Annotated in this window: 18 protein-coding genes; 7 read left to right on the top strand and 11 right to left on the bottom strand. The window is 54.4% G+C overall.

Annotated elements, in window-relative coordinates; translation table 11 throughout:
• Positions 1-79 precede the first annotated feature (79 nt).
• A complete protein-coding gene (locus B7364_RS13320; protein WP_232780913.1) occupies positions 80-820 on the bottom strand; it encodes a peptidylprolyl isomerase in 741 nt (246 codons plus the stop codon).
• A gap of 28 nt (positions 821-848) precedes the next feature.
• On the opposite strand from B7364_RS13320, the gene B7364_RS18185 reads away from it, so the two are divergent.
• Entirely contained in the window at positions 849-1160 is a 312-nt protein-coding gene (locus B7364_RS18185) for a hypothetical protein (protein WP_106407639.1), read from the top strand.
• 64 nt (positions 1161-1224) lie between these two features.
• On the opposite strand, the gene coaD is transcribed toward B7364_RS18185, so the two are convergent.
• Positions 1225-1710, bottom strand: coding sequence for a pantetheine-phosphate adenylyltransferase (gene coaD, locus B7364_RS13315; protein ID WP_085340524.1), 486 nt, complete (start codon positions 1708-1710; stop codon positions 1225-1227).
• Positions 1711-1744: 34 nt separating this feature from the next.
• Positions 1745-4516, bottom strand: coding sequence for a DNA gyrase subunit A (gene gyrA / locus B7364_RS13310; protein WP_085340561.1), 2772 nt, complete (start codon positions 4514-4516; stop codon positions 1745-1747).
• 173 nt (positions 4517-4689) lie between these two features.
• Here gyrA and B7364_RS13305 point away from each other — a divergent pair, with 173 nt between their 5' ends.
• On the top strand, positions 4690-5742 hold the full coding sequence (locus B7364_RS13305) for a hypothetical protein (RefSeq protein WP_157893703.1): 1053 nt from the start codon (positions 4690-4692) through the stop codon (positions 5740-5742).
• Positions 5743-5811: 69 nt separating this feature from the next.
• On the opposite strand, the gene B7364_RS13300 is transcribed toward B7364_RS13305, so the two are convergent.
• The 5 genes from B7364_RS13300 to B7364_RS13280 form a co-directional block, all read right to left on the bottom strand.
• Positions 5812-8160: a transketolase gene (locus tag B7364_RS13300; protein WP_085340522.1), complete on the bottom strand. Its 2349-nt coding sequence runs from the start codon at positions 8158-8160 to the stop codon at positions 5812-5814.
• Between the two features lie 53 nt (positions 8161-8213).
• A complete protein-coding gene (locus B7364_RS13295; protein WP_085340521.1) occupies positions 8214-11351 on the bottom strand; it encodes an efflux RND transporter permease subunit in 3138 nt (1045 codons plus the stop codon).
• Positions 11351-12841: an efflux RND transporter periplasmic adaptor subunit gene (locus tag B7364_RS13290; RefSeq protein WP_232780912.1), complete on the bottom strand. Its 1491-nt coding sequence runs from the start codon at positions 12839-12841 to the stop codon at positions 11351-11353. Before B7364_RS13290 ends, B7364_RS13295 begins: the two co-directional genes overlap by 1 nt.
• A gap of 196 nt (positions 12842-13037) precedes the next feature.
• A complete protein-coding gene (locus B7364_RS13285) occupies positions 13038-13796 on the bottom strand; it encodes a hypothetical protein (RefSeq protein WP_157893702.1) in 759 nt (252 codons plus the stop codon).
• Positions 13742-14509 carry a class II aldolase/adducin family protein gene (locus B7364_RS13280; RefSeq protein WP_085340560.1) on the bottom strand — a complete coding sequence of 256 codons (768 nt, stop codon included), beginning with the start codon at positions 14507-14509 and terminating at the stop codon, positions 13742-13744. The genes B7364_RS13285 and B7364_RS13280 overlap by 55 nt, the downstream gene beginning before the upstream one ends.
• 214 nt (positions 14510-14723) lie before the next feature.
• On the opposite strand from B7364_RS13280, the gene B7364_RS13275 reads away from it, so the two are divergent.
• The 4 genes from B7364_RS13275 to B7364_RS13260 all read left to right on the top strand — a co-directional run bounded on the left by B7364_RS13275 (position 14724) and on the right by B7364_RS13260 (position 18414).
• Positions 14724-15812 (top strand): DUF2336 domain-containing protein, encoded by a 1089-nt coding sequence (locus tag B7364_RS13275; protein ID WP_085340518.1) that lies wholly within the window; start codon positions 14724-14726, stop codon positions 15810-15812.
• A gap of 66 nt (positions 15813-15878) precedes the next feature.
• Positions 15879-16661 (top strand): NAD kinase, encoded by a 783-nt coding sequence (locus B7364_RS13270; protein ID WP_085340517.1) that lies wholly within the window; start codon positions 15879-15881, stop codon positions 16659-16661.
• Between the two features lie 128 nt (positions 16662-16789).
• Positions 16790-17281, top strand: a complete 492-nt coding sequence (locus tag B7364_RS13265; RefSeq protein ID WP_085340516.1) for an Hpt domain-containing protein — start codon at positions 16790-16792, stop codon at positions 17279-17281.
• A gap of 161 nt (positions 17282-17442) precedes the next feature.
• Positions 17443-18414: an EAL domain-containing protein gene (locus B7364_RS13260; protein ID WP_157893701.1), complete on the top strand. Its 972-nt coding sequence runs from the start codon at positions 17443-17445 to the stop codon at positions 18412-18414.
• Here the strand turns inward: B7364_RS13260 and B7364_RS13255 are convergent.
• Complete coding sequence (locus tag B7364_RS13255) at positions 18411-19559, bottom strand: DUF2336 domain-containing protein (RefSeq protein WP_085340514.1); 1149 nt, start codon at positions 19557-19559, stop codon at positions 18411-18413. The genes B7364_RS13260 and B7364_RS13255 overlap by 4 nt on opposite strands.
• A gap of 161 nt (positions 19560-19720) precedes the next feature.
• Here B7364_RS13255 and B7364_RS13250 point away from each other — a divergent pair, with 161 nt between their 5' ends.
• On the top strand, positions 19721-20926 hold the full coding sequence (locus B7364_RS13250) for a CaiB/BaiF CoA transferase family protein (RefSeq protein ID WP_232780911.1): 1206 nt from the start codon (positions 19721-19723) through the stop codon (positions 20924-20926).
• Here the strand turns inward: B7364_RS13250 and B7364_RS13245 are convergent.
• Both B7364_RS13245 and B7364_RS13240 read right to left on the bottom strand, forming a co-directional pair.
• Positions 20923-21360, bottom strand: a complete 438-nt coding sequence (locus B7364_RS13245; protein ID WP_085340558.1) for a hypothetical protein — start codon at positions 21358-21360, stop codon at positions 20923-20925. The genes B7364_RS13250 and B7364_RS13245 overlap by 4 nt on opposite strands.
• An 8-nt stretch (positions 21361-21368) precedes the next feature.
• Positions 21369-21758, bottom strand: a complete 390-nt coding sequence (locus B7364_RS13240) for a limonene-1,2-epoxide hydrolase family protein (protein WP_085340513.1) — start codon at positions 21756-21758, stop codon at positions 21369-21371.
• Between the last annotated feature and the right edge of the window lie 8 nt (positions 21759-21766).

The raw sequence follows: 21766 nt of genomic DNA, 5'->3' as shown, positions 1-21766 counted from the left end.
TGTCGCAACGCGTCCTAGACGCAGAAGCGGGCGCGGCAAAGCCCTTGCTGGCATTTGTTGGCAGCAGTCACGTCGCAGATTAGCGGACGATCCGGCCTTCGGGGGCCAAATCGCAGTTCGAAAACGCCGCTCCACGTTGTTCCAAAGTCGCCTTAAGCCTGGCTTGAAAGCTCGGTCCATCGGTTCGTTGAACCATAACTGTCGGGCGATCTTCCTCAGGCACATCCGCCAAAACCCGAACCGAAATCATTCTATCTGGATCAACTACAGGCTCACCAACTTTTAGCGCGCGAATAACATCGGTGCCCACAACAGCACGGCCCCAAATCGTATAGCGCCGGTCCAAGGTCGGGTAGGCCGCCCGCATCAAAAAGAATTGGCTATTGGCTGAATTCTCATCACTTCCACGTGCCATGCTAGCAACACCCAAGCAATGGTTCCCCCAAGCTGCAACTTTTTTGTCTGAGGTTCGCTCCATGAGGAAGTCGGTCTGTGATGTGACCGGGATCGTCCCTACCCAGCCTATTGTAGCGCCTCCCCGATCCACAGCGCGAACAAAGTTGGTGCTGGTACCGCGCCGGAAGCTAAACTCAGCTCGCAAGTCGGGCTGATCAGACCCGCCTGTACCATCGCCCTTTGGATCACCACCTTGGGCCATAAAATCAGCCACCACCCGGTGAAAGGACAAGCCATTGTAAAAACCTTCACGCGCCAGGGTCTTTATCCGTGCCACGTGATTGGGTGCCATTTCTGGAGCTAACTCAACAATAATGCGCCCCTTGGTGGTCTCATAAATCAAGGCATTCTCTGGATTAAGCACACGCCAATCTTCTTGCGGGAAAGCCACTTTGCTCGTTGCTGCGGCTGTTGGAGCCGACGCGACGGGCTTAGCGTTCGCAGCTGAAGCGGTCGCAGCCGGTGGGGTAGTCCATTGCGCGACGGCGGCTGCAGGTTTGCCCGCAACAGGCCTAGCCGCACTAGCTGCGGCGGGTGATGCGGGACGAGCTGCTGCCGGTGCAGGGGTAGAGGTCGACTTTGAGGCAGCCGCTTTGGTGGCTGACGCCTTTGGCGCAGGGGCAGGTGCCTTCTTTGCCGGAGCTTTTTTGGCTGGTGGCGCTTCCCCCATGGGAACAACCCGCAAAGCAGGCGCACTGGATTGAGCATACACGACGGCACCGCCTAACACGGCGAAGCCAAAACAGCCTAAAGCAAGAATCTGCTTTCTCACGTGAATTTCTCCTTCAGGGCATGCACAACGTTTGGGCTTACAAAGGGTGTGACATCGCCGCCGAGGCGGGCAATCTCCTTTACGAGCCGAGAGGCAATCGCCTGGTGCTGTACATCAGCCATGTAAAACACGGTTTCGATATTGGGGTTGAGCTTCTGGTTCATACCAACCATTTGAAACTCATATTCAAAGTCGGATACCGCCCGCAAGCCTCTGACAATGCAGGATGCGCCGACTTGTTCGGCAAAACTGATCAGGAGCCCTTCCATAGGGCGAACTTCAATCTCGCCATATTGCAAGAATTGCTCAGTATCTTTGACGACCATAGCCACACGTTCTTCCAGCGTAAACATCGGGCCCTTGTCACGATTGATCGCAACGCCAATCACCAATTTGTCGAACAGTTTGATGGCCCGACCAACCACGTCTAAATGGCCTAAGGTAATGGGGTCAAAAGTACCAGGATAAAGACCAACGCGCATCAACGTCTCCTCCGTATGGCGTAGGGTAGTCCGATCAACTGCTGGGGGCAGCTGGTGGGAATTCTGTACCCTCGGCTGGACCTTCAGCATCATCTGAGCCCATATCGGCCAAACGTTCTACCGAGACCACGCGCTCGCCTTCTGAAACGCGGATGATCATAACACCTTGGGTGGAACGACCGGCCCGCCGGATCTGATCTACACGTGTGCGAATCAATTGACCACCGTCCGTCACCATCATGACTTCATCAGATTCCTCGACCGGGAAGGCCGCAACCAACTGACCGCCTCGACGGGAGAGATCATGGGCAACAATGCCCTTCCCGCCGCGATTGGTGACGCGATATTCATAGGATGATGCCCGCTTGCCTAAGCCTTCCTCGGCAACCGCCAAGACAAATTGTTCGCGGGCTGAGAGTTCAGCATATCGCTCTGGTGACAATTGGACTGGCCCGGCCTCGGAGTCACTGACCTCCTCGGCAATCTCCGCGGTTATCGAAGTATCAACTTCCTCACCCTGAACCGAACGACTCTGCTTGAGATAGGTTGTCCGCTCTTCAGCTGTCACGTCAACATGACGCAGGATCGACATGGCAATGACTTCATCACCTTCTGCCAATGTAATGCCGCGTACCCCAGTCGAGTCCCGACCTTTGAAGACGCGGACGTCCGTCGCTTGGAAACGAATGCACTGCCCCAAGCGGGTTGTCAGCAGCACATCGTCTTGATCAGAACAGATGGCGACATCGACGATTTGGTCGTCCTCGTCATCGAATTTCATTGCGATTTTGCCGCCGCGCGCCACGCGTTGGAAATCGGCCAGGGAATTGCGCCGCACATTGCCTTTGCGGGTAGCGAACATCAATTCCAAAGCACCCCAACTGTCCTCATCCTCGGGCAGAGGCATTACTGTGGTGATTTTCTCATCCTTCTCGATTGGCAAAATATTGGCGATCGAACGGCCCTTCGTGCGTGGGTCTCCCTGCGGCAGACGCCAAACCTTTTCGCGATACACGATGCCCTTTGACGAGAAGAAAAGGATTGGCGCGTGGGTTGAGGCTGCAAACAAGCGGACAACAAAATCCTCGTCCTTCGTTTCCATGCCCGACCGACCACGGCCGCCACGGTTTTGCGTACGATAAGTCGACAACAAAGTCCGCTTTACATAGCCAGCATGTGACACCGTTACGACCATGTCCTCACGCTCGATGAAATCTTCATCATCCAGATCGAGATCTGCTTCAATGAAGACCGTGCGGCGCGGCACCGCATACGTGTCGCGGACGTGGGTGAGCTCGGTGCGAATAATTTCAATAACCCGGGCTCGGGAACGCAAGATATCGAGCAAATCAGCGATCTTGGCGGCCAGAGACCGGACTTCGTTTGACAATTCCTCACGACCTAAGCCGGTTAAGCGCTGAAGGCGTAGGTCCAAAATAGCGCGCGCTTGATCTTCGCTCATCCGGATTGTGCCCGCGTCTGTTAGGACAGAACGCGGGTCAGCAATCAACTGAATGATAGGTGCCAAATCATGGGCAGGCCAATCACGGCTGGTCAAAGCCAACCGGGCCGAGGCCGGATCAGGCGATTCACGGATCAAGCGGACCACTTCGTCGATGTTTGCAACAGCAATCGCTAAGCCAACCAAATCGTGGCCCCGCTCGCGAGCTTTGTTCAGGCGGTGGCGGGTTCGACGTGCGATGACTTCTTCGCGGAAGGTCAAAAAAGTCTCAATCAAGCCACGCAACGATAATTGTACGGGCCGCCCGCCCACCAGCGCCAGCATATTGACACCAAATGACGTCTGTAGCTGCGAATAGCGATAGAGTTGGTTGAGCACGACTTCCGCCGAAGCATCGCGCTTCAACTCGACGACAACCCGCATGCCACGACGATCACTCTCATCCCGCAAACCCGAGATGCCCTCGACCCGTTTCTCGCGTACCAGTTCAGCGATGCGTTCAATCATTGCCGATTTGTTCACTTGATAAGGAATTTCGGAAATGATGATCGCCTCGCGATCCCCACGAATAGACTCAACCGCCGTCTTGCCACGCATGATGACAGAGCCGCGCCCGGTCAATAGGCCATTGCGGGCACCGGTTCGGCCAACAATTTCGCCACCTGTTGGAAAGTCTGGCCCCGGGACAATGTCGAGCAAGTCCTGATCTGATAGGCTTGGATTGTCCAAGATTGCCAAAGTTGCATCGCAAATCTCACCCAGATTATGGGGAGGAATATTGGTCGCCATGCCGACAGCAATACCACCGGCGCCATTGACCAAAAGGTTTGGATATTTGGCTGGAAGGACTACCGGCTCACTCTCAGAGCCATCATAATTATCCTGGAAATTGACGGTCGACTCATCAATATCGTCTAGCAACGCCATGGCGACCTTGGCGAGTTTGCTTTCCGTGTAGCGCATCGCCGCAGGCGGATCGCCATCGACCGAGCCATAATTCCCCTGCCCGTCGATTAAGGGCAGGCTCATGGAGAAACCCTGCGCCATGCGCACCATCGCGTCGTAAATCGCGCTGTCACCATGTGGGTGATATTTACCCATTACCTCGCCGACGATTCGCGAAGACTTCACATGCTTTTTGTCGGGGGTATAGCCACCCTCTCCCATGGCGTACAAAATCCGCCGGTGCACAGGCTTCAAACCATCGCGCGCATCAGGCAGGGCCCGCGCCACGATCACACTCATCGCGTAATCCAGATAAGAGGACTTAAGCTCATTCTCGATAGAGATGGGCGTAATGCCCTTCACATCGACAATTGCTGTCTCTGTGCGGTTAGGTTCAATCGGATCTGCGCCGTCTGTTTCTGGAGTATCGGTCAAAGGGTAAGCCGTCTGTTGCTGGTCAAAATGATTGCGATTCGGATGCAACCTTGCACTAACAGTCTAGCATTCGCCTGTGCGCAGGTCCAAACTTCGTGCATGCATTTGCCGCCATTTGGTGATAGAAGATGTGGGCAATGACCGGAATGGATGATCTTCCCCCCATCAGCCAACAGGACGGGCAAGTTAAGCCAAGGCATAAAGGTCATTTACACGCGATTTTGACAAAACTGGCGATGGTTGGTGTTGTTTTGGGGTGCGTGGGGGTGGTGGTAGCCCTACTTATGCCAAAGCCCGATTATGAGGGTCGTCTAGTTGGCCAAATTGGCGACATCCATGTCTATGCGATTCCAATTTCTGAAACCGAAGAAACACTGGTCGTCTGGAAGGGCAGTCGAAAGCTGGCACCTCTAAAGCTCGATCAAACCGGGCCAATTCAACAGTTTGACCTGTCCTCGGCAGATCGTCAGGCCGCCGGCACCCGCCATCCAGACCTCGTCATAGATGGATGGTCTGGCGGTATGCGTTGTTGCCTGACACGCTTTGTTTTTGACGGTCCGAGCGGAAACCCCATCGGCAAAGTGTCTCTTGGCGGTAGTAGCGCCTCACGCTTTGTGCCTCTTCGACGCTCTGAGCCATTTCCCGCAGCATTTCTGGCCTTTGATGATGTCACGTTAGATGGGCAGAGCTTTGAACTCGGTGCGTCACTCGCGCCGATCGTCGTTGTCTGGAACGGCACGCGCTTTAGCCTCCTTCTCGACGCGATGAAGGCCACGACCGCCGAAAGCCATGCCCCATTCTTGCTCTCTGAGACTTTCCAAGAGGCGCAATTGGAATTGGACAGCACACGTGCACTTTCTGATGCGGGCTCGAAAGGCGAAATTGCAAAGGCCCTAGACCTTGCTGCGTCAACTCGTTTAGCGGCGATGAAAGCGGCGGAGCTAGATCCAAGCGATGCGGCTAGTTTCGCCCCTGTGACAGCGTTTTTGAACGACTATGTCTATAAGGGCCAAGCAGAAGCAGGCTGGGCCGCGGTTCGAAGCGCCCATGTAAAGAAGCCAGAAGCGTTGCGAGCGGCCCTGATGACGTATGCCACGCTGCTTCGTCAATCTCAGTGGTTCGATGATTTAAATCGCCTCAATGATGGCAAGCTGACTGGCCTGTTAGATCAGATCGCCCCCCCGGGCTGAACTTGGGCCAACGAAGCCTGATTATCTCCTGTTTTCACCCATTAGGATGAATTACCTAAGAGTAATATATCAAAAATGCAGATCGGCTGCTGCATCTAAAATGGCTTCGCAATCTAAGCGATAGGTCCGATATAGGTCTGGGAGGTCGCCGGTTTGACCAAATTGTTCAACCCCCAGGGCACGTACGCGATGCCCAAGCACAGAACCCACCCAAGACAGTGCAGATGGAGAACCGTCCAATAGCGTAATCAAGCCAGCGCGCGCATGCAGCGGGCTCAGTAACTGCTCAATGTGACTAGCCAGACGGGGTCCACCTGTCCAACGCGCGCGCCCCGCGGCTGTCCAGCCACGGTGCAAAAGATCAGGCGATGTTACTGCCAGCACACCGACACCCGGGAAATCCTCCTTCAGTGCTTCAAAGCCTGCAAGTGCCTCAGGGGCCAGCGCTCCACAATAGATCAAGGCCAACTCCGCCCCAGGGCTCGGGGGGATCAACCAATAGGCCCCCTGCAAAGCCCCTTCTCGCCAAGTGGCATCAATGCGTTGGGGTTGGGCAAGCGTACGGGTCGATAAGCGGAAATAGTGGCATCCCCCAGTCTCTTCTTGCATATCGACAAAACTATGGCGTAGCAAAAGGGCTAGCTCATCGGCAAAAGCAGGCTCCCAATGCGTCAACCCTGGCTGGCCCATGCCGATCAGCGGTGTATTGATCGACTGGTGCGCACCGCCTTCTGGCCCAAGCGTCAACCCCGACGGTGTTGATACTACCATGAAACGCGCATTCTGATAGATTGCATAATTCAGCGCATCGAGACCACGGGCGATAAATGGGTCATAAAGTGTGCCGATCGGGAACAGGCGCTCGCCAAAATGCTCCCCAGCTAACCCGAACGCGGACAGATTGAGAAAGAGATTATTCTCCGCAATCCCTAACTCGATATGTTGGCCAGCGTCAGAGCCCGTCCAGATTTGTGGACTGGCAATCTTGCGGTCCTTAAACACATCCTTGGTTGCGGTGCGCGAAAACAAGCCACGTCGGTTCACGAAGCCACCTAAATTGGTAGAGACTGTCACGTCGGGCGAAGTGGTCACGATGCGGGCGGCAAAGTCGCTTTCGGTCTTAGCAATATCGGCAAGGATTTTTCCAAACGCGGCTTGGGTGGATTGTTGGTCGCCACTGGGCACCTCAAACTTCTCAGGAATGGCAACCGGGGCAGGATTAAAGCGGCGCTTCACGTCGGCTTGGAACGGGGCCTTGGAAATCAACGCGCGAACGGCAGCTTCATCGGACTGACTGAGCCCCGCCAGCGCCTCCCATTCTTGGCCCTCTGGAATGCCTAGCGACTGGCGTAGGGCATCAATTTGAGTTGGGGTCATAAGACCGGAGTGATTGTCCTTATGACCCTGAAAGGGAAGCCGCCAACCTTTTACCGTGTAGGCAATGAACAATTTCGGGCGATCATTCTGAGCGGCTTGGTCAAAGGCTTCCACCAAAGTCTCAAGGCAATGACCGCCTAATTGGGTCATCAGATTGGAGAGCGCCGCATCATCGTAGCTGGCGATCAGAACCTGCCCGTCCTGGGGCAAATCTTGCAACAAATGTTCGCGCCAAGCGGCCCCACCTTGATAACTCAAGGCCGCGTAAAGATCGTTGGGGCATGACTCAATCCATGCTTGCAAAGATTGTCCGCCGGGCTTTGCAAAGGCTTCCAACTGGCGTTTGCCATATTTGAGGGTCAAAACGTCCCAGCCAACAGTTTCGAAGATATCGTCAAACCGATCCCACATCCGCTCAGAAGTTGTGGCATCCAAGCTTTGGCGATTATAGTCGACGATCCACCAAATATTGCGCAAATCATGCTTATAAGCCTCAATCAAGGCTTCATAAATATTGCCCTCATCCAACTCTGCATCGCCCAAAAGCGCAATCATCCGCCCCATGGACTCAGCGGGGACCCGGCCCCGAGCGGCCAGATAATCCTGTACCAAAGCCGCAAAGGCGGTGACGCCTACCCCTAGACCAACAGAGCCAGTCGAGAAGTCCACATCATCTTTGTCTTTTGTTCGGCTCGGATAAGATTGGGCACCACCCAACCCGCGAAATCGTTCCAATTGTTCCCGTGTTTGTCGGCCAAACAAATATTGCGCTCCGTGAAATACCGGGCTGGCGTGAGGCTTTACCGCTACACGGTCCTGTGGACGCAGAGCCTTGAAATACAGCGCCGTCATCAAGCTGGTCATGGACGCACAGGAGGCTTGGTGCCCGCCTACTTTAAGACCATCGCGATTTGGACGCAGATGATTGGCGTTATGGATTGTCCATGAAGCTAGCCACAATAGGCGTTCTTCGATGGTGGCAAGGGCTTGAAGTTCTTGCGGGGAAAGGGAGGGCTTGGGTACCGGAGCTATGGCGTTCATGCTAACACATTAACGGCAGCCGTCAGAACTTGCCAGTAGTGATAACCAAGCTGTTACTCCGCTGGGGCGGCTTGTGCCAGAGCTTCATTGCGTTCAAATTCTTCAATGGCTTTTGCACGCGCTTCTGGGCTACCGGTAAAGCGTGCCAGCAACATGTAAACGACTGGCACCACATAAAGTGTCAGAGCCGTTGCGCACAAAACGCCAAACACCACAACAACCCCAATATTGGCGCGTGCCTCACTGCCTGCCCCATGCGACAATGCCAAGGGCAAGGCCCCAGCAACGGTCGCCACAGACGTCATCAGAATGGGGCGCAGACGAAGATCGGCTGCTTCAGCAATCGCGTCGCGGACTGCGCGCCCCTCGTCGCGCAATTGATTGGCAAACTCCACAATCAAGATGCCATTCTTCGCCGCTAGGGCAACCAGAATAATCAAGCCAATTTGGGAATAAATATTAAGGCTAAAGCCCGCCGCATAAAGCCCAAATAGCCCCCCCGCGATGGCCAAGGGTACGGTGATCATGATCGTCAAAGGATGGACGAAGCTTTCAAACTGCGCTGCCAAAGTCAAAAACACGATGAGGATGGCCAAAGCAAATGCAAACCCAATTGCCGAGCCTGCCTCCTTAAATTGTTGTGACTGGCCGGTGTAATCAATCTTCATGTCGGGCTTCATTTCCGCCGCTGCAGCTTCTTCCAACCATTTCACCGCTTCGCCAATTGAATAGCCCTTATTCAAATTGGCCGTCACAGTGACCGCGCGCAATTTATTGACGCGCGGCAAATCATCGGTGCCGCCCAGATTTTTCGTTGTGACCAGATTAGATAGTGGCACGAGTTCGCCTGTCCGGTCTGAGCGCACATAGATACGGCCCAAGGCTTCAACACTTTGACGCTCGCGCCGATCAACCTGCAGAATTACGTCATATTCCTCGCCCTCGGCGGGGTAAGTACCCACCCGGCGCAAGCCAGTCGTCGCTTCCAACGTCCTGCCAATGGATTGCACCGAAACACCGAGCGCAGCCGCCCGTTCGCGGTCAATGACAATCTCAATCTTGGGCGAGATCGGCTCATAATTCATGCGAATGCGAGCAAATCCTTCGTTGGACCTCCCCTTAGCCACGATCTTTTCGGCGACAGCGGCTAATTGTTGATAGTCACTGCCACCCAGAACAATTGACACACCATCATTGCCGCCGCCACCGCGACCTCCAGAGAATGCATTCTGCATCGACGCCCGAAACTGGGCCCCCGGAATGCCAGCAAGCTTTCGATTTAGCTCGTCTACAATCTCATTACCGTCCCGACGGGTGCCCCATTCGGCCAAAAAGATCCGGCTGAGGCCACGATTCATCCGGTTGGTGCCTTGGTCTTGAAAGTTCGGGGCGATCACAAGGGTACGGGTTGCCTCACCACTCTTAACATATTCGGCCAGAACAGGCTCGATCTTGGCCACAATTTGACGGGTATAGGCAAAGCCCGCCCCTTCCGGCCCACTGAACTGTACCGTGATATTGCCGCGATCTTCTAGCGGAATGAGTTCGCTGGGGAGTTTGGTTGCGAAAAAGCCCGCCGCCAGAATGGCCACACCCATCACTGCAAAGGCCGTTTTCGGGGCCTTTAAACTTGCTTGGACCGACGTTGCATAGGAGGCACGGACCGCATCAAATGACTTGTCGATAAAGGCTGAGAGCTTATTGGTCTTGTCAGCCGGACGCAGCAGGAGCGAGCCCATCATCGGTGTCAGAGTAAGGGCAACAAAGGCCGAAATGGTTACCGCAGAGGCAATTGTAACGGCGAGCTCGACGAATAGTCGCCCAACAAAGCCGCCAGTGAACAAGAGCGGCGTAAAGACAGAGACCAGCACGGCGGTTGTCGCGATAACCGCAAATGCCACTTGGTTTGTCCCGCGTTGCGAGGCGATAAGAGCGGGTTCACCCTGGTCTATTCGGCGCTGAATATTTTCCAAAACGACAATGGAATCATCAACTACCAAGCCAATAGCAAGAACCAGCGCCAAGAGCGTGATCAGATTTATGGAAAAGCCGAAAACGCCCAAAACGCCAAAAGTCGCGATCAAACACACCGGTATGGTTGCAGCCGGCAAAAGGGCCGCGCGAAAAGAGCCAAGAAACAAGAAGATTACGAGGATAACCAGTACGATGGCTTCACCCATCGTCGTCCAAACACCCGAAATGGCTCGCTCAATGAAAACTGTTGAGTCAAAAGCAACCACAATCGTTGTGCCTTTGGGCAGGGTCTTGGCGATGACATCATTTTGTGCTCGAACGGCTTTGGCAACTTCTAGTGCATTTGCATTTGATTGCCGCACGATGCCCAGGCCCACCTGATTGACCCCATTGCCGCGGAAAATCCGTCTGTCATCTTCAGGCTCAACGGCCACGCGGGCCACATCTTCAAGGCGGGTCACTCTGCCATCGCCGCTGCGCCCAATAGGCATACGGCGGAATTCTTCTGCGGTCCGATATCCGCGCGCAATCCGCATCGTATAATCGCGCTCTTGGCCTTCAATTGTGCCAGCCGGCAATTCAACATTTTGGGCGCGAAGTGCTGCGTCCACATCATCAGGGGTGAGTCCGCGTGCAGCTAAGGCCTCGGTATCTAGCCAAACACGCATCGATTGGCGCAAGCCACCAAAGACCCGAACCGTTGCTACGCCGTCAATCGCACTCAACCGATCGACCAAAGTTCGTTCCGCAAAACTCGTCAATTGCGCCGTTGTCAAGTTACTCGACGCCAAGTTGAGGAACATGATGGGATCAGAGTCGGCGTCCGACTTTTCTACCTGCGGCGGATCTACCCCTTGCGGGAGGCGATTCTGGATACGACTGACTGCCGCACGGACATCGTTTGCTGCTTCGTCGAGATTTCTTGATAGCTTAAACTCAACCCGAATGGACGAGCGCCCATCCCGGCTAGAAGCCTGAATCGACGCAAGACCTTCAATCCCCGTCAACTGATCCTCGATGATCTGGGTTATACGCGTCTCGACAATATCTGACGAAGCCCCGCGATATTGCGTTGTGATTGAGACTATCGGAGGATCAACAGCTGGCAGCTCTCGCAGCGGTAGGGTGCGAAACGCGATTAAGCCAAATGCAATGAGGAGAAGGCTGGCAACAGTGGCCAGAACCGGGCGTTTGACGGAGACGTCAGCAAGAAACATCAGCCGCCACGCCCATCGGTTTTTGCTGCCGCAGGGGCTGCTTTAGCATCAGCGCTTTTGGGGCCCGGTGCAGCGCTGACGGGTTTGATGGGCTGGCCATCCCGCAGACCAACAAGGCCTTCAGTGATTACCATCGCGCCGACTGGCAGCCCGCTGACGATCTCTGCAAAGCCGTCTCGACGCATGCCTATGCCAACCGGCACACGCTTAGCTTTTTGTCCTTCTTTACCATCGCTGTGTGCGATAAACACAAAACTCGAGTTACCTTCTTCCAAAAGCGCGACTTCTGGAACGGCTGGCATGCGACGGTCTGGGGTCATCAAATCAACGCTCATCAACATGCCCGGCCGCAAGCGCCCGTCATTGTTTGGAATATAGGCGCGGGCACGAATGGTACGAGAACGCGGGTCAATGCGCGTATCAACAAACCGAACAGTTGCCTTATACAGCTGGCCAGGGATAGCGGTGGAGCGAATAGCGACCTCTGTTCCTACCTGAAGAGAACCCAGCCGAGTTTCGGGAACGTCAAAATCTACTTTGATCTGCGAAATATCATCAAGGGTGGCCAATACATCGCCGGGCCTAGCCAACTGGCCAGGACTAACATTGCGCAGACCAATTCGGCCTGAAAATGGTGCTCGAATGATCCGATCTGAGAGGCGCGACTGGACGGAATTGGTCCGTTGTGCAACGCTTTGAGCGCGTGCTCGCGATGATTGTGCGCGTTGATCGACGCTCTGGGCGCGCCGGGTTAGGGCATTGGCGCGCGCCTTTTGGGTTTCAATCCGTTGGGAAGCCCCCTCTGCGCGCTCTTTTGCAACCTGCAAACGGGACTCCGCGGACTGCAATTGTGCACGCGCCGAATCGAGACGCGCTTTGGAAGCAAAGCCGCGCTCAGCCAGCGCGGTTACGCGATCAAAATTCAACTTGGCTTCGCTTCGAACAGCTTCAGCTTCAACAATCCCTGCCCGTGCGGCTTCAAGATCACGGCTTACGGCATTGATTTCATTATAAGCTGCATCGGCTTCGGCTCGGGCCGCGGCGGCCTCTTGATAAACACCGTCCGCATCGTCAAACGCAGCAGCGACATCATTGCGTGCCCCACCAAGGTCAGCAGATTGCTCTGTTCGCGCCAAAACGATCAAGACCGCCCCACGTTCAACGGTCTGGCCACTCTCAAATCGGACCTCGTCCACCACATCTTGGACTTTGGATGTGACGGTGATGGATTCGTTGGCGAGTGCAGTGCCAGGCACTTCGACCCGATCAGAAAAGGTACGTACCTCTGCTTTCGCCAAGGCAACGGTTGCAGGCCGTGCTCCACCTTTGCTTGCGTTTCCTTTGCCTTGCCCGGCGGAAGCACCCGCTGGTCCGCCTGCGCCCGGCTTACCGAACAGACCCACTTCTTTCAGCAAGACGAATGCGAACATGGCGACAAACGCCGCCCCTGCTAGCGCAAAGAAAAAGTGACGTCTTAGAAACTCAGGCAAAACAAAAATCTCCGAGACAGGCTTTTCTCTGACTTTTTGGCTAAAGCTCGCGAAGCTTAGCGCGCAGCTAAGCGCCTTGTCATTATAATTCCCTGCACTTTTATCGGCTTGTCGGCAACATGAACACTTCGCGATCAGCGGGTGCTTTACTCAAGCACCAACAACACGAATTAGTGCGAGGATCGCACGTTTCCAGTCAAAACTTCTGCCATAGCCCGACAACAAAGCCACGATCAGCAGTGACTTCACCTTGGTCTAGGCGCTGCCGCCACCCTAACTCAACGGCCAAATTCTGAGTTATCGGACGAACATAGCCAATCTGCGCCCGAACAATTGCCTTGGTACAGCCGTTGCCATCCCCAAATACTTTTACAATAGCCTTTTGTTCTTTGTCCATTTTTAGGCCCAAAGTGGCGTCAAATCGAGTGCCAACACCACCTTGGCCACAGGATCGCGATGCCGCCTCAAAATTAGCCCAAGCGCGCTCGCCCAGACTTTTGCCAATCGCAAACCTGGTCTCCAGCCCATAGGACCGACCATTTTCATCACCCGTGCTTGGAACCGAAAAGCCACCTATTTGAGCAGAAATTGCTAAGGTTTGGCCGAGGTAGAGCTGACGGCGCGCAGCAATTTGAATCTCATCCAGTACCCAATCCGTCGAAGGGGATTGAACAGCTTGACTCCAAGAAGGCGATGCAACAAGTGCCCAACCACGGGTCAGGCCATATTCGCCATACAGCTCAAACGAAGCACCAGATGGCGTTAGCTCGGAACTGACGTCGACCAGATTTGCAATCAAAAGCCCTTGTTGGGGTGACGGGACCCAGGCCCCTGCAACCGCGGGGGCGGGAATAATCCCGCCGCACAGCCAAGCTAGCCACACCGCAAGCTGGTAAAAGCCTATGTGTTGAACCCGGGAGATTGGCGTGCCACCTTCCGTAACAGGCCCGGCCACGCCAACATTCCGCCAAGCGCCTGAGTGAATGCAGGTTTGACTTGCTGGCCCACCCGCTCCTCCATCGCCTCATCACAGGTCAAAAGCTCACCACCAGCTTGGGCGAGGACCTGCATCTTGCAAGCGCGTTCGAGATAAAACATTCGCATAAAGGCCGAAGCGGCGGACTCTCCAACCGTCAATGTGCCGTGATTGCGTAGCAGCATGAAATTCTTGTCACCGATGTCGGCTACCAAACGCTCGCGTTCATCAAGGTCGAGCGCAACACCCTCATAATCATGATAAGCAAGATCAGCAGTGCAAGCCATGGCGGTTTGGGAAATCGGCAATAGCCCGCCTTTTTGCGCACTCACAGCGACTCCCGCATCACTATGGCAATGAATCACACACATGGCGTCTTCGCGCGCGGCATGAATGGCGGAGTGGATCGTAAAGCCCGCGGGGTTGATGAAGTAGGGTGTTGGCTCAATGACATTGCCGTTCAGATCAACCTTCACCAAGGACGAAGCGGTAATCTCATCAAACATAAACCCATAAGGGTTGATCAAAAAGTGATGGTCGGGCCCAGGTAGGCGCAGCGATATATGCGTGAAGATCATATCGTCCCAACCATACAACGCAATGAGACGATAAAGTGCGGCACAATCGACACGCGCCCGCCACTCCATATCGTCGACCTTGTCGCCATAAATCGGAGCAGCGCTTGCCATCATACCAGTCAAAGCCGGTGCTGCGCCCGCTGGCAGAGCTGTCCCACTTCCGGAGCCTGAATTCTGGATATGAGCGTTCATCTGACATTTCCTCCGCTACTGGACACAAACTCTCTCAGCTATTTTGAAACCGGTCAAGTTACCTGCAGAAACTCTGCATTTTTAAGAAGGTCGTTTACATTCTGGTAACCACACCCACCCTACCGATCATAACGCAATGTCGACAAATAACACCAACCATCCGCTGATTACGCTCGCAGAAAACAGTTCGCGAGAGGCACGCGAGGCATTGGTAGCCGCCACGGCAGCACAATTTCTGGATACGGGCACGGAAGCAAGCCTTATGGAGCGCACGCTTTTCTCCGATATCCTTGTCAAGCTTTACAATTTTGCCCGCCAAGAGGTCAGACTAAAGCTCTCAGCGACACTTGCCATGGCTGATTGGGCACCGATCGAACTGGTCCGTGAACTTGCCTTAGATTCATTTGATATTGCCCAGCCCATCCTTGCGTTTTGCCCCATCCTCAATGACGACATCCTTGTCGAGGTGGTTAAGGCCTGCGGGTTCGATCATCGCGCCACGATCGCGGAGCGTTCGTGCATTGGAGAGATTGTCTCAGAAAGTCTCATTGAGACCGAAGATAAGAAAATCTTGAGTACCCTTGCCGCCAATGTCACGGCGCGTATCGCACCGAAAGACTTTGAGCGAGCCATGAATGTGCTGTCTGATACGCCAGAGTCGCTAAACGCTCTCATCACAAGGCATGATTTACCCCCGAGCCTAGTTGCTGCCGCCTTTGCCATCGCCGGTGCAGAAGCACGAGATGCCATCACCGCCCGTGTATCGCCTCGGATTGCAAGTCGTCTTGTTAGCATCGTCGCGGATACGGCGGCTAATGTCGCCGCCACCATGACAAAAGGCCTATTCCACCATCCGATGCCCGAGCGTGTGGTCGAAACGGTAAGGAAAACTGCGCGCAACATGGATGTGAAGCCCACACCGGGCTTCCTAGTTGCAGCCCTGATGCGAGGGGAAAGAGAGCAGTTTATTCGGGGAATTGCACAAATTCTCGAGCTGCCCGTTGCAGGTGTTAGCCGAAAACTGATTAGCGCAGAGACCGAGAGTATTGCATTGGCAGCGCGGGCAGCCAATTTTGACTCATCCATTGTTAGAACGATTTACGAGACGCTTGAAACACGTTCCATCCCCTGGACAATTGGTGATGATCGCACCGTAGCGCTTGTTTGGATGCGTTGTTCCCCTGGTGCCGCACGGACTGCCTTTGCAAAAGGCATGACCAACTAATAAAGAACAAAGGTCGACTCCCTTGGTGGGGTCAGGCGGTCTTTAGACTTTGGTTGGATCGAGTGCATGACCTCTTCGCGCAGACGCCTTGAACGTATTGCCTTTGTTGCCAGTGCGCGCCCAGAGGCGCGTGAGGCCATGACGCGGATGCGCCACCTGTATGGCTCGGTTAAAGAAAGCGATGCCGATGTCATTGTGGCCCTGGGTGGCGATGGCTTGATGCTTGAAACCCTTCGACGTCACATGGATGACGGCATTCCCGTGTTTGGCCTCAATCAAGGCACCATTGGTTTTTTGATGAACGATTATCGCGAGGGTGATCTGCCTGACCGGATCGCTGCCGCAAAGGCTTCTGTGATCCACCCGCTGCGCATGTCCACCGTGCAAGTGGATGGGCAAGTGCACGACCATGTTGCCATCAATGAAGTGTCGCTCCTGCGCCAGACCCACCAAACGGCTCGCCTGCGGATCGTGGTAGATGAGGCAGAGCGGTTGAACGAAATCATTTGCGACGGCGTATTGGTGGCGACCCCGGCAGGTAGCACAGCCTATAATTTATCGGCGCACGGGCCCATTTTGCCCTTAGGATGTGGGCTTTTGGCGCTAACGCCCATCAGTGTATTTAGACCTCGTCGGTGGCGGGGGGCCCTCCTTCGTCGCGAATCGCATGTCCGCTTTGAGGTCCTTGACGCTGACCTACGCCCGGTGGCCGCCTCGGCGGATAGCCAAGAAGTTCGCAATGTCGCGAGCGTGAGCATTCGCGAGGATCGCTCGCGCAGCATGGTCATGTTGTTTGACCCCGACAGGTCCTTGGACGAGCGGATGTTGGCCGAACAATTTGCGCAATAATTCAATTATTTCGTATAACCGACGCGTAGGCACCACAGAGATTGAGGCAGTTTCATCACATCAATTAAGCGTCTTTCATAATCTATTAAACGCAATTTGATAACATTTGGTCTTGATTGGAGTATCCGATGTCAAGTCAAGATGACCAAGTTGAATTTATCTCGCCGCCCAATCGCCTAAAGGCGAAACTAGGTAATCGACTTGGCGGGTTTGACGCCGCGGCGATTGCGCGGGCTGAAGCCGCCCTTGCCTCTATGTCCGACCAATTTGCCGGTTGGCTAAATGACGAGCTCACCAAGCTGGAGGCCGCTTATGCGGTGGTCAATAGAGCCGGTTCTGGCGAACATGAGCTTGAAGAATTTTACCGTCGCGCGCACGATTTAAAGGGCTTGGGCTCCACCTATGGCTTTCCAATTGTCTCGCAATTTGCTGCGTCTTTGTGCAAATTGATTGACAGTCCTGAGGGCCGCGCCAAAGCCCCTCGTCAGATACTTGATGCCCATGTGGGTGCTATTATTGCTGCGGTCAAGCAAAACATCAAAGATAGCGACCATCCAATTGGCAAAGCTCTGTTGGTTGAGTTGCAGACACAAGTGAATCGCTACGCTGCCTCTCAATAAGCGGCACCTAAGCCTAGAAATATTGAAGCCCGGCCGATTGGCCGGGTTTTTTCGTGCTGAATACCACTAAAATTGTCGAGACTGACCTGAGTGGTGCTTAAGGCCTGCTTGTTATGGAGGTGTCCTCGAGCCCAACACGCAAAAGGATTAAGTTCGAAACAATGGTGACACAGGTTGTTTCTTTAGCGCGTGTCGAATTGCTTCAAAGCCTCGCTGCAGGTGAAATTCAATTGGCCTTTCAGCCGCAAGTTGATTTAGCAACAAAGGCGATTGTTGCCTTTGAAGGCGTCGCGCGCTGGCACCACCCCAAACTGGGTCAAGTGTCACCAGGCTTGTTCTTTAGTCTTGCAGCAAAAGAAGGGCTGATGGGGGTCATCAGTCGCACTTTGGGTGCACAAGCCGCTCGCGCCGTCCACACGTGGCGTAATCATGGCTACAAGATTGATATTGCGATTAATGTCGGGATCACCGACGTGGTGGACCCCACTTTTGGTAAAGACTTGTATGCTTGTGTTGCCAGTGAGGGCGCACGACCCGAGTGGATGATTTTAGAAATCGATGAAGAAGAATTGGTATGCGCCGGAACTGACGGCTTGGCATGCCTCGAAATTCTAGCAGGATATGGGTTTAGAGTGGCACTGGATGCCAAAGGCCCCCCAAGTCTGGCCCTCGACAAGCGCGCTCGGGCATTGTTCTGCCAGCTAAAATGTGGTGGCACCACCATGTTAGCGGTCGCGAGTCGGCTTCACTCGGTGGGGGCAAGTGCCTTTATGCGACGGATTCAAGCGGCTCAAGCGGCAGGGATGCCGGTTGTCGCCGTAGGGGCGGAGTCCGGAAAGGCCATTCGCCAATGCTATCACATCGGCTTTACACGTCTTCAGGGCCACTTTATCGCGCCCCCGCTCAGCTTTCAGGCCGCCTCAGAAATGCTATTGGAACAGCCTGCAAGTTTGAACGACAGCGAAGAATCTTGCGGCCCAGACTTGGAACTTGAATCAGAAGGCAAAAGCGTAGACCTGTGTCCAGAAATAGTCGACACGAGGACCTTGGAGGTCACGTTGCACCACCCGCTACAACTCTTCAGTTTGGAAGATGTAACTGAGCCCGAGCCGTCTAAGTCTGAGGCTGCCTAACCGACAGCAACCCGCTTTTCTTCCGCTTCTTCGCGGACAAAGTCGAGCTTTTCGAGAAGATAATTTAGGTCCTCATCCGGGATCGATTGGAAGCGTGTTAGGACACGTTCGATCATCCGTTTGCGGAATCTTGTGCGATCATCCGCTGTCCCATCAAACTCTGTTTCATGGAGAACTTCGATGGCAGCACGGAATGCCGGGTAAAGACTTGGGGGCATATTGGCCCGCTCAAAAATCGCGCGTAACCCCATGGTGCCGCCATCATGGACCAGAAGCCACGCCTTATTGTGCGCAATGCCTGCGAGCTCCGCAAACGCATATTCTACCAAGCGCACTTCACCTTGGCACAGAGCCCGCAAGACAAAACTGGGGGTCAGACGCCCATTGAGATGCAGTTGCTGGACATAGCGCTTCATGTCAGCCTGCAGACCTGCTTGCGCGATCAAATCAATGCCAGCACGTTCGCGCGTGTTGGTGGCGAGATCAATCGCCATTTGTGGCGGCATGGCATGCTTTTCGACCAAGCGATCGAACAATTCGCCCGTCAGGCGTGCAGCCAATTTTTCAGAAATCAGAACCGGCAGAATAGGACGCTCAACCATAGCTTCCTGTAGGGCGCGAACGGTGGGGAACCGATCCAGTGCGCGGGACATGCCCACTTCATTGAAACTTGCCCCTTCATTATGCAAAGCTTCGATAATGGCGCCATCAATACCATGGGTGCAGAGTGCGGTTGTCACTGTTTCGGACAATGTCTCGCGGCGGGCAATCGCATATTGGCGTGCAGGCTCGGCAGATTCCAAAATTTCCACCAGATCCTCATCACTTAGGACGGGCGAGCTTTCAAGCAAAGGTATCGCGATCGAATCGATATCGCGTGCCAGTTTTGCCGCAATCTCTGGGGGGAGATTTGGAGATGCTTTCAGAGTTACTGCCAAAGCCCGTCGGACGCGCTCTGCTGCACCGGCGACGACAATCTGCAAAATCTGCTCGGCATACTGACGTTCTTCATCTGTCAATGTGACCGTATCAATCCGCCGACACAGCCGATAACATGCCAAAGCACGGTCTTCATCCGTATCGCCTTTGATCAAAGCCCGAATGTCTGCTTCACTCAGATTTACGCGTAGCGTTGAAACGCCCATGACACATCGCTCCCAGAACCACATTTGCCGTGATTCGCAACACAGCTAAGGTGCTCTGTTAGGGTTAATGGCGTCTTTACACAGGTAAATACTTGGGCTGTTGTGGTGCAGGCTGAGACCAAAATGACAATCGCAAAATCAAAAACTTCAGGGGGGAAATTATGCTGCTCAAAGGACTCAAAGTCATCGAATATGCCACATATATCGCAGCACCCGGTGCCGGTGGCTTAATGGCTGACTGGGGGGCAGATGTGATCAAGATTGAGCCACCCGGTGGTGATCCTATCCGCCGTTTTTTTGATACAATTGGGTCAGATATTGCCGAAAACCCCGTTTTTGATCTCGATAATCGCGGTAAGCGCTCCATTATTATTGATACCGGGCAAGATGAGGGCCGAGACATTGTCCGTAAATTAGTCAAAGATGCAGATGTCTTCATCACCAATGTCCGCCCCGGTGGATTGACGCGCGCAGGCTTGGATTATGCAGCTTTGTCTCTCGTTAACCCCCGCCTCATCTATGCCAATGTCACCGGCTATGGGCTTGAAGGCCCCGACGTTGACCGCGCAGGATTTGACGTAGCTGCTTTCTGGTCGCGCTCTGGCTGGGCGCGCTTGACTGCCCCTAAGGGCGTTGAGCCATTTCCTATTCGAACCGGCGTCGGCGACCACATTTGCTCACTCTCAACCGTTGCTGGCATTCTCGCGGCCCTCCACGGCCGGCAAACCTCTGGCAAAGGCCAGCATGTCGACGCCTCGCTTCTGCGGGCCGGGACCTATACTTTGGGATCGGACATGTCGATCCAAATGCGTTTTGGACGTTTGGCCTCGACCCGACCACGCCACGAAGCCGTCAATCCGCTCGCCAATTTCTTTCAATGCCGCGACGGACGCTGGTTGACCCTCTTGCCCCGCCAAGGAACGGCGGACTGGCCGCTCTTCTGCCAAGCCCTCAGTTTGGAAGCACTTCAGAATGATCCCCGCTTTGCAACATCTAAAGCACGGCGCGAAAACGGGGCGACCCTTGTTACCTTGATGGACGAAGCCTTTGCCTCCCGAGACTTCTCCAATATCGCAACACGGCTGGATGCACATGATCTTGTATGGGCCCCTGTGCAAAGCCCAGCCGAAACTGTGGCCGACCCGCAATTCCTTGCCGCTGGCGGTATAACCCAAATTGACGATGGGACAGGTGGATCAAAAGCCTCCCCTTCTGGTCCTATTCGCTTTCCAGGAATCCCAGAAGCATCCAAGCGGTCCGTCCCGACCCCAGGCAAAGATGCACGCGCTGTTCTGGCGGAAGCGGGCTTTAGTGCAGACGAGATTGAAGCATTACTCGTGAAATCTACCGTTGCCGAGAAGCTCTAAGTGCGTTGGGTGGTCGGTTCCCGGACTGGCCACCATAAAGGCCCAACAGCCATCAACAAAACCAGGATGTTAATGACAGCATTGGATGCATTCCCCGAGGCAATGGATCCGGCACTATCAAGACAAAACCAGGTCAAGATACCGGCCAACGCAGTCCGCCTAACGGCCTCTGGTGCGTGATCATAGACCCAAACGGATAAGCACCAGATCATCACGCCCCAGCCTGCCAAAAAACCACCTGTCAGGGCCGATAGGAAGCGCGTGTCGGGCGAGGCGTAAGTGGTCGCCCCATCCAACGGCCAACTCAGCAAGTCCAATGTCCAACGAGCAGGTTCTGAGGTTGCTGCCATTGTTCCCAAAAAGAAAACCGGACCGAAAGAGCCAACAATAATGGCCATCACCTTCAACCAGAATTTGTGTGACGCATGGTTCACGACCCGATTCACCCGGTCGGCCATTGGGTTAGAATGGTAGCCGCATCAAAATAGTCTCGCCAATAGGTAATGAGCCCGTCTTTGACTTCGAAGACACCAGTAACAGGCAGTTCGACCCATTTATCCTTGAGGCGGTGACGATCAAGGCGTTCCAGAAAGACAATTCCGCCACTGGCAGATTCCCGCAAGATCTTGAACTCATTTTCCAAGGTTGGCGAGAAGAAGGGCTTGAGAACGGCGCGAATGCCTTGAGGACCCATCACCTCACCAATCGGTGGCGGGTTGATATAAACGCAGCTTGGCGCAACAAAAGCCAAAGCGGTGTCATAATCCAATGGCTCCATGGCCTTTAAAAAGCTGCGGACAACTTCAATCGATTGGTGGCCTCTATCGGTCATGATGCACT

Origin of the sequence: Aquidulcibacter paucihalophilus, from assembly GCF_002105465.1 — a bacterium.
Taxonomy (GTDB): Bacteria; Pseudomonadota; Alphaproteobacteria; order Caulobacterales; family Aquidulcibacteraceae; genus Aquidulcibacter; species Aquidulcibacter paucihalophilus.
The sequence above is the reverse complement of the archived record's forward strand: the minus strand, read 5'-3'. Positions and strand labels throughout refer to the sequence as shown.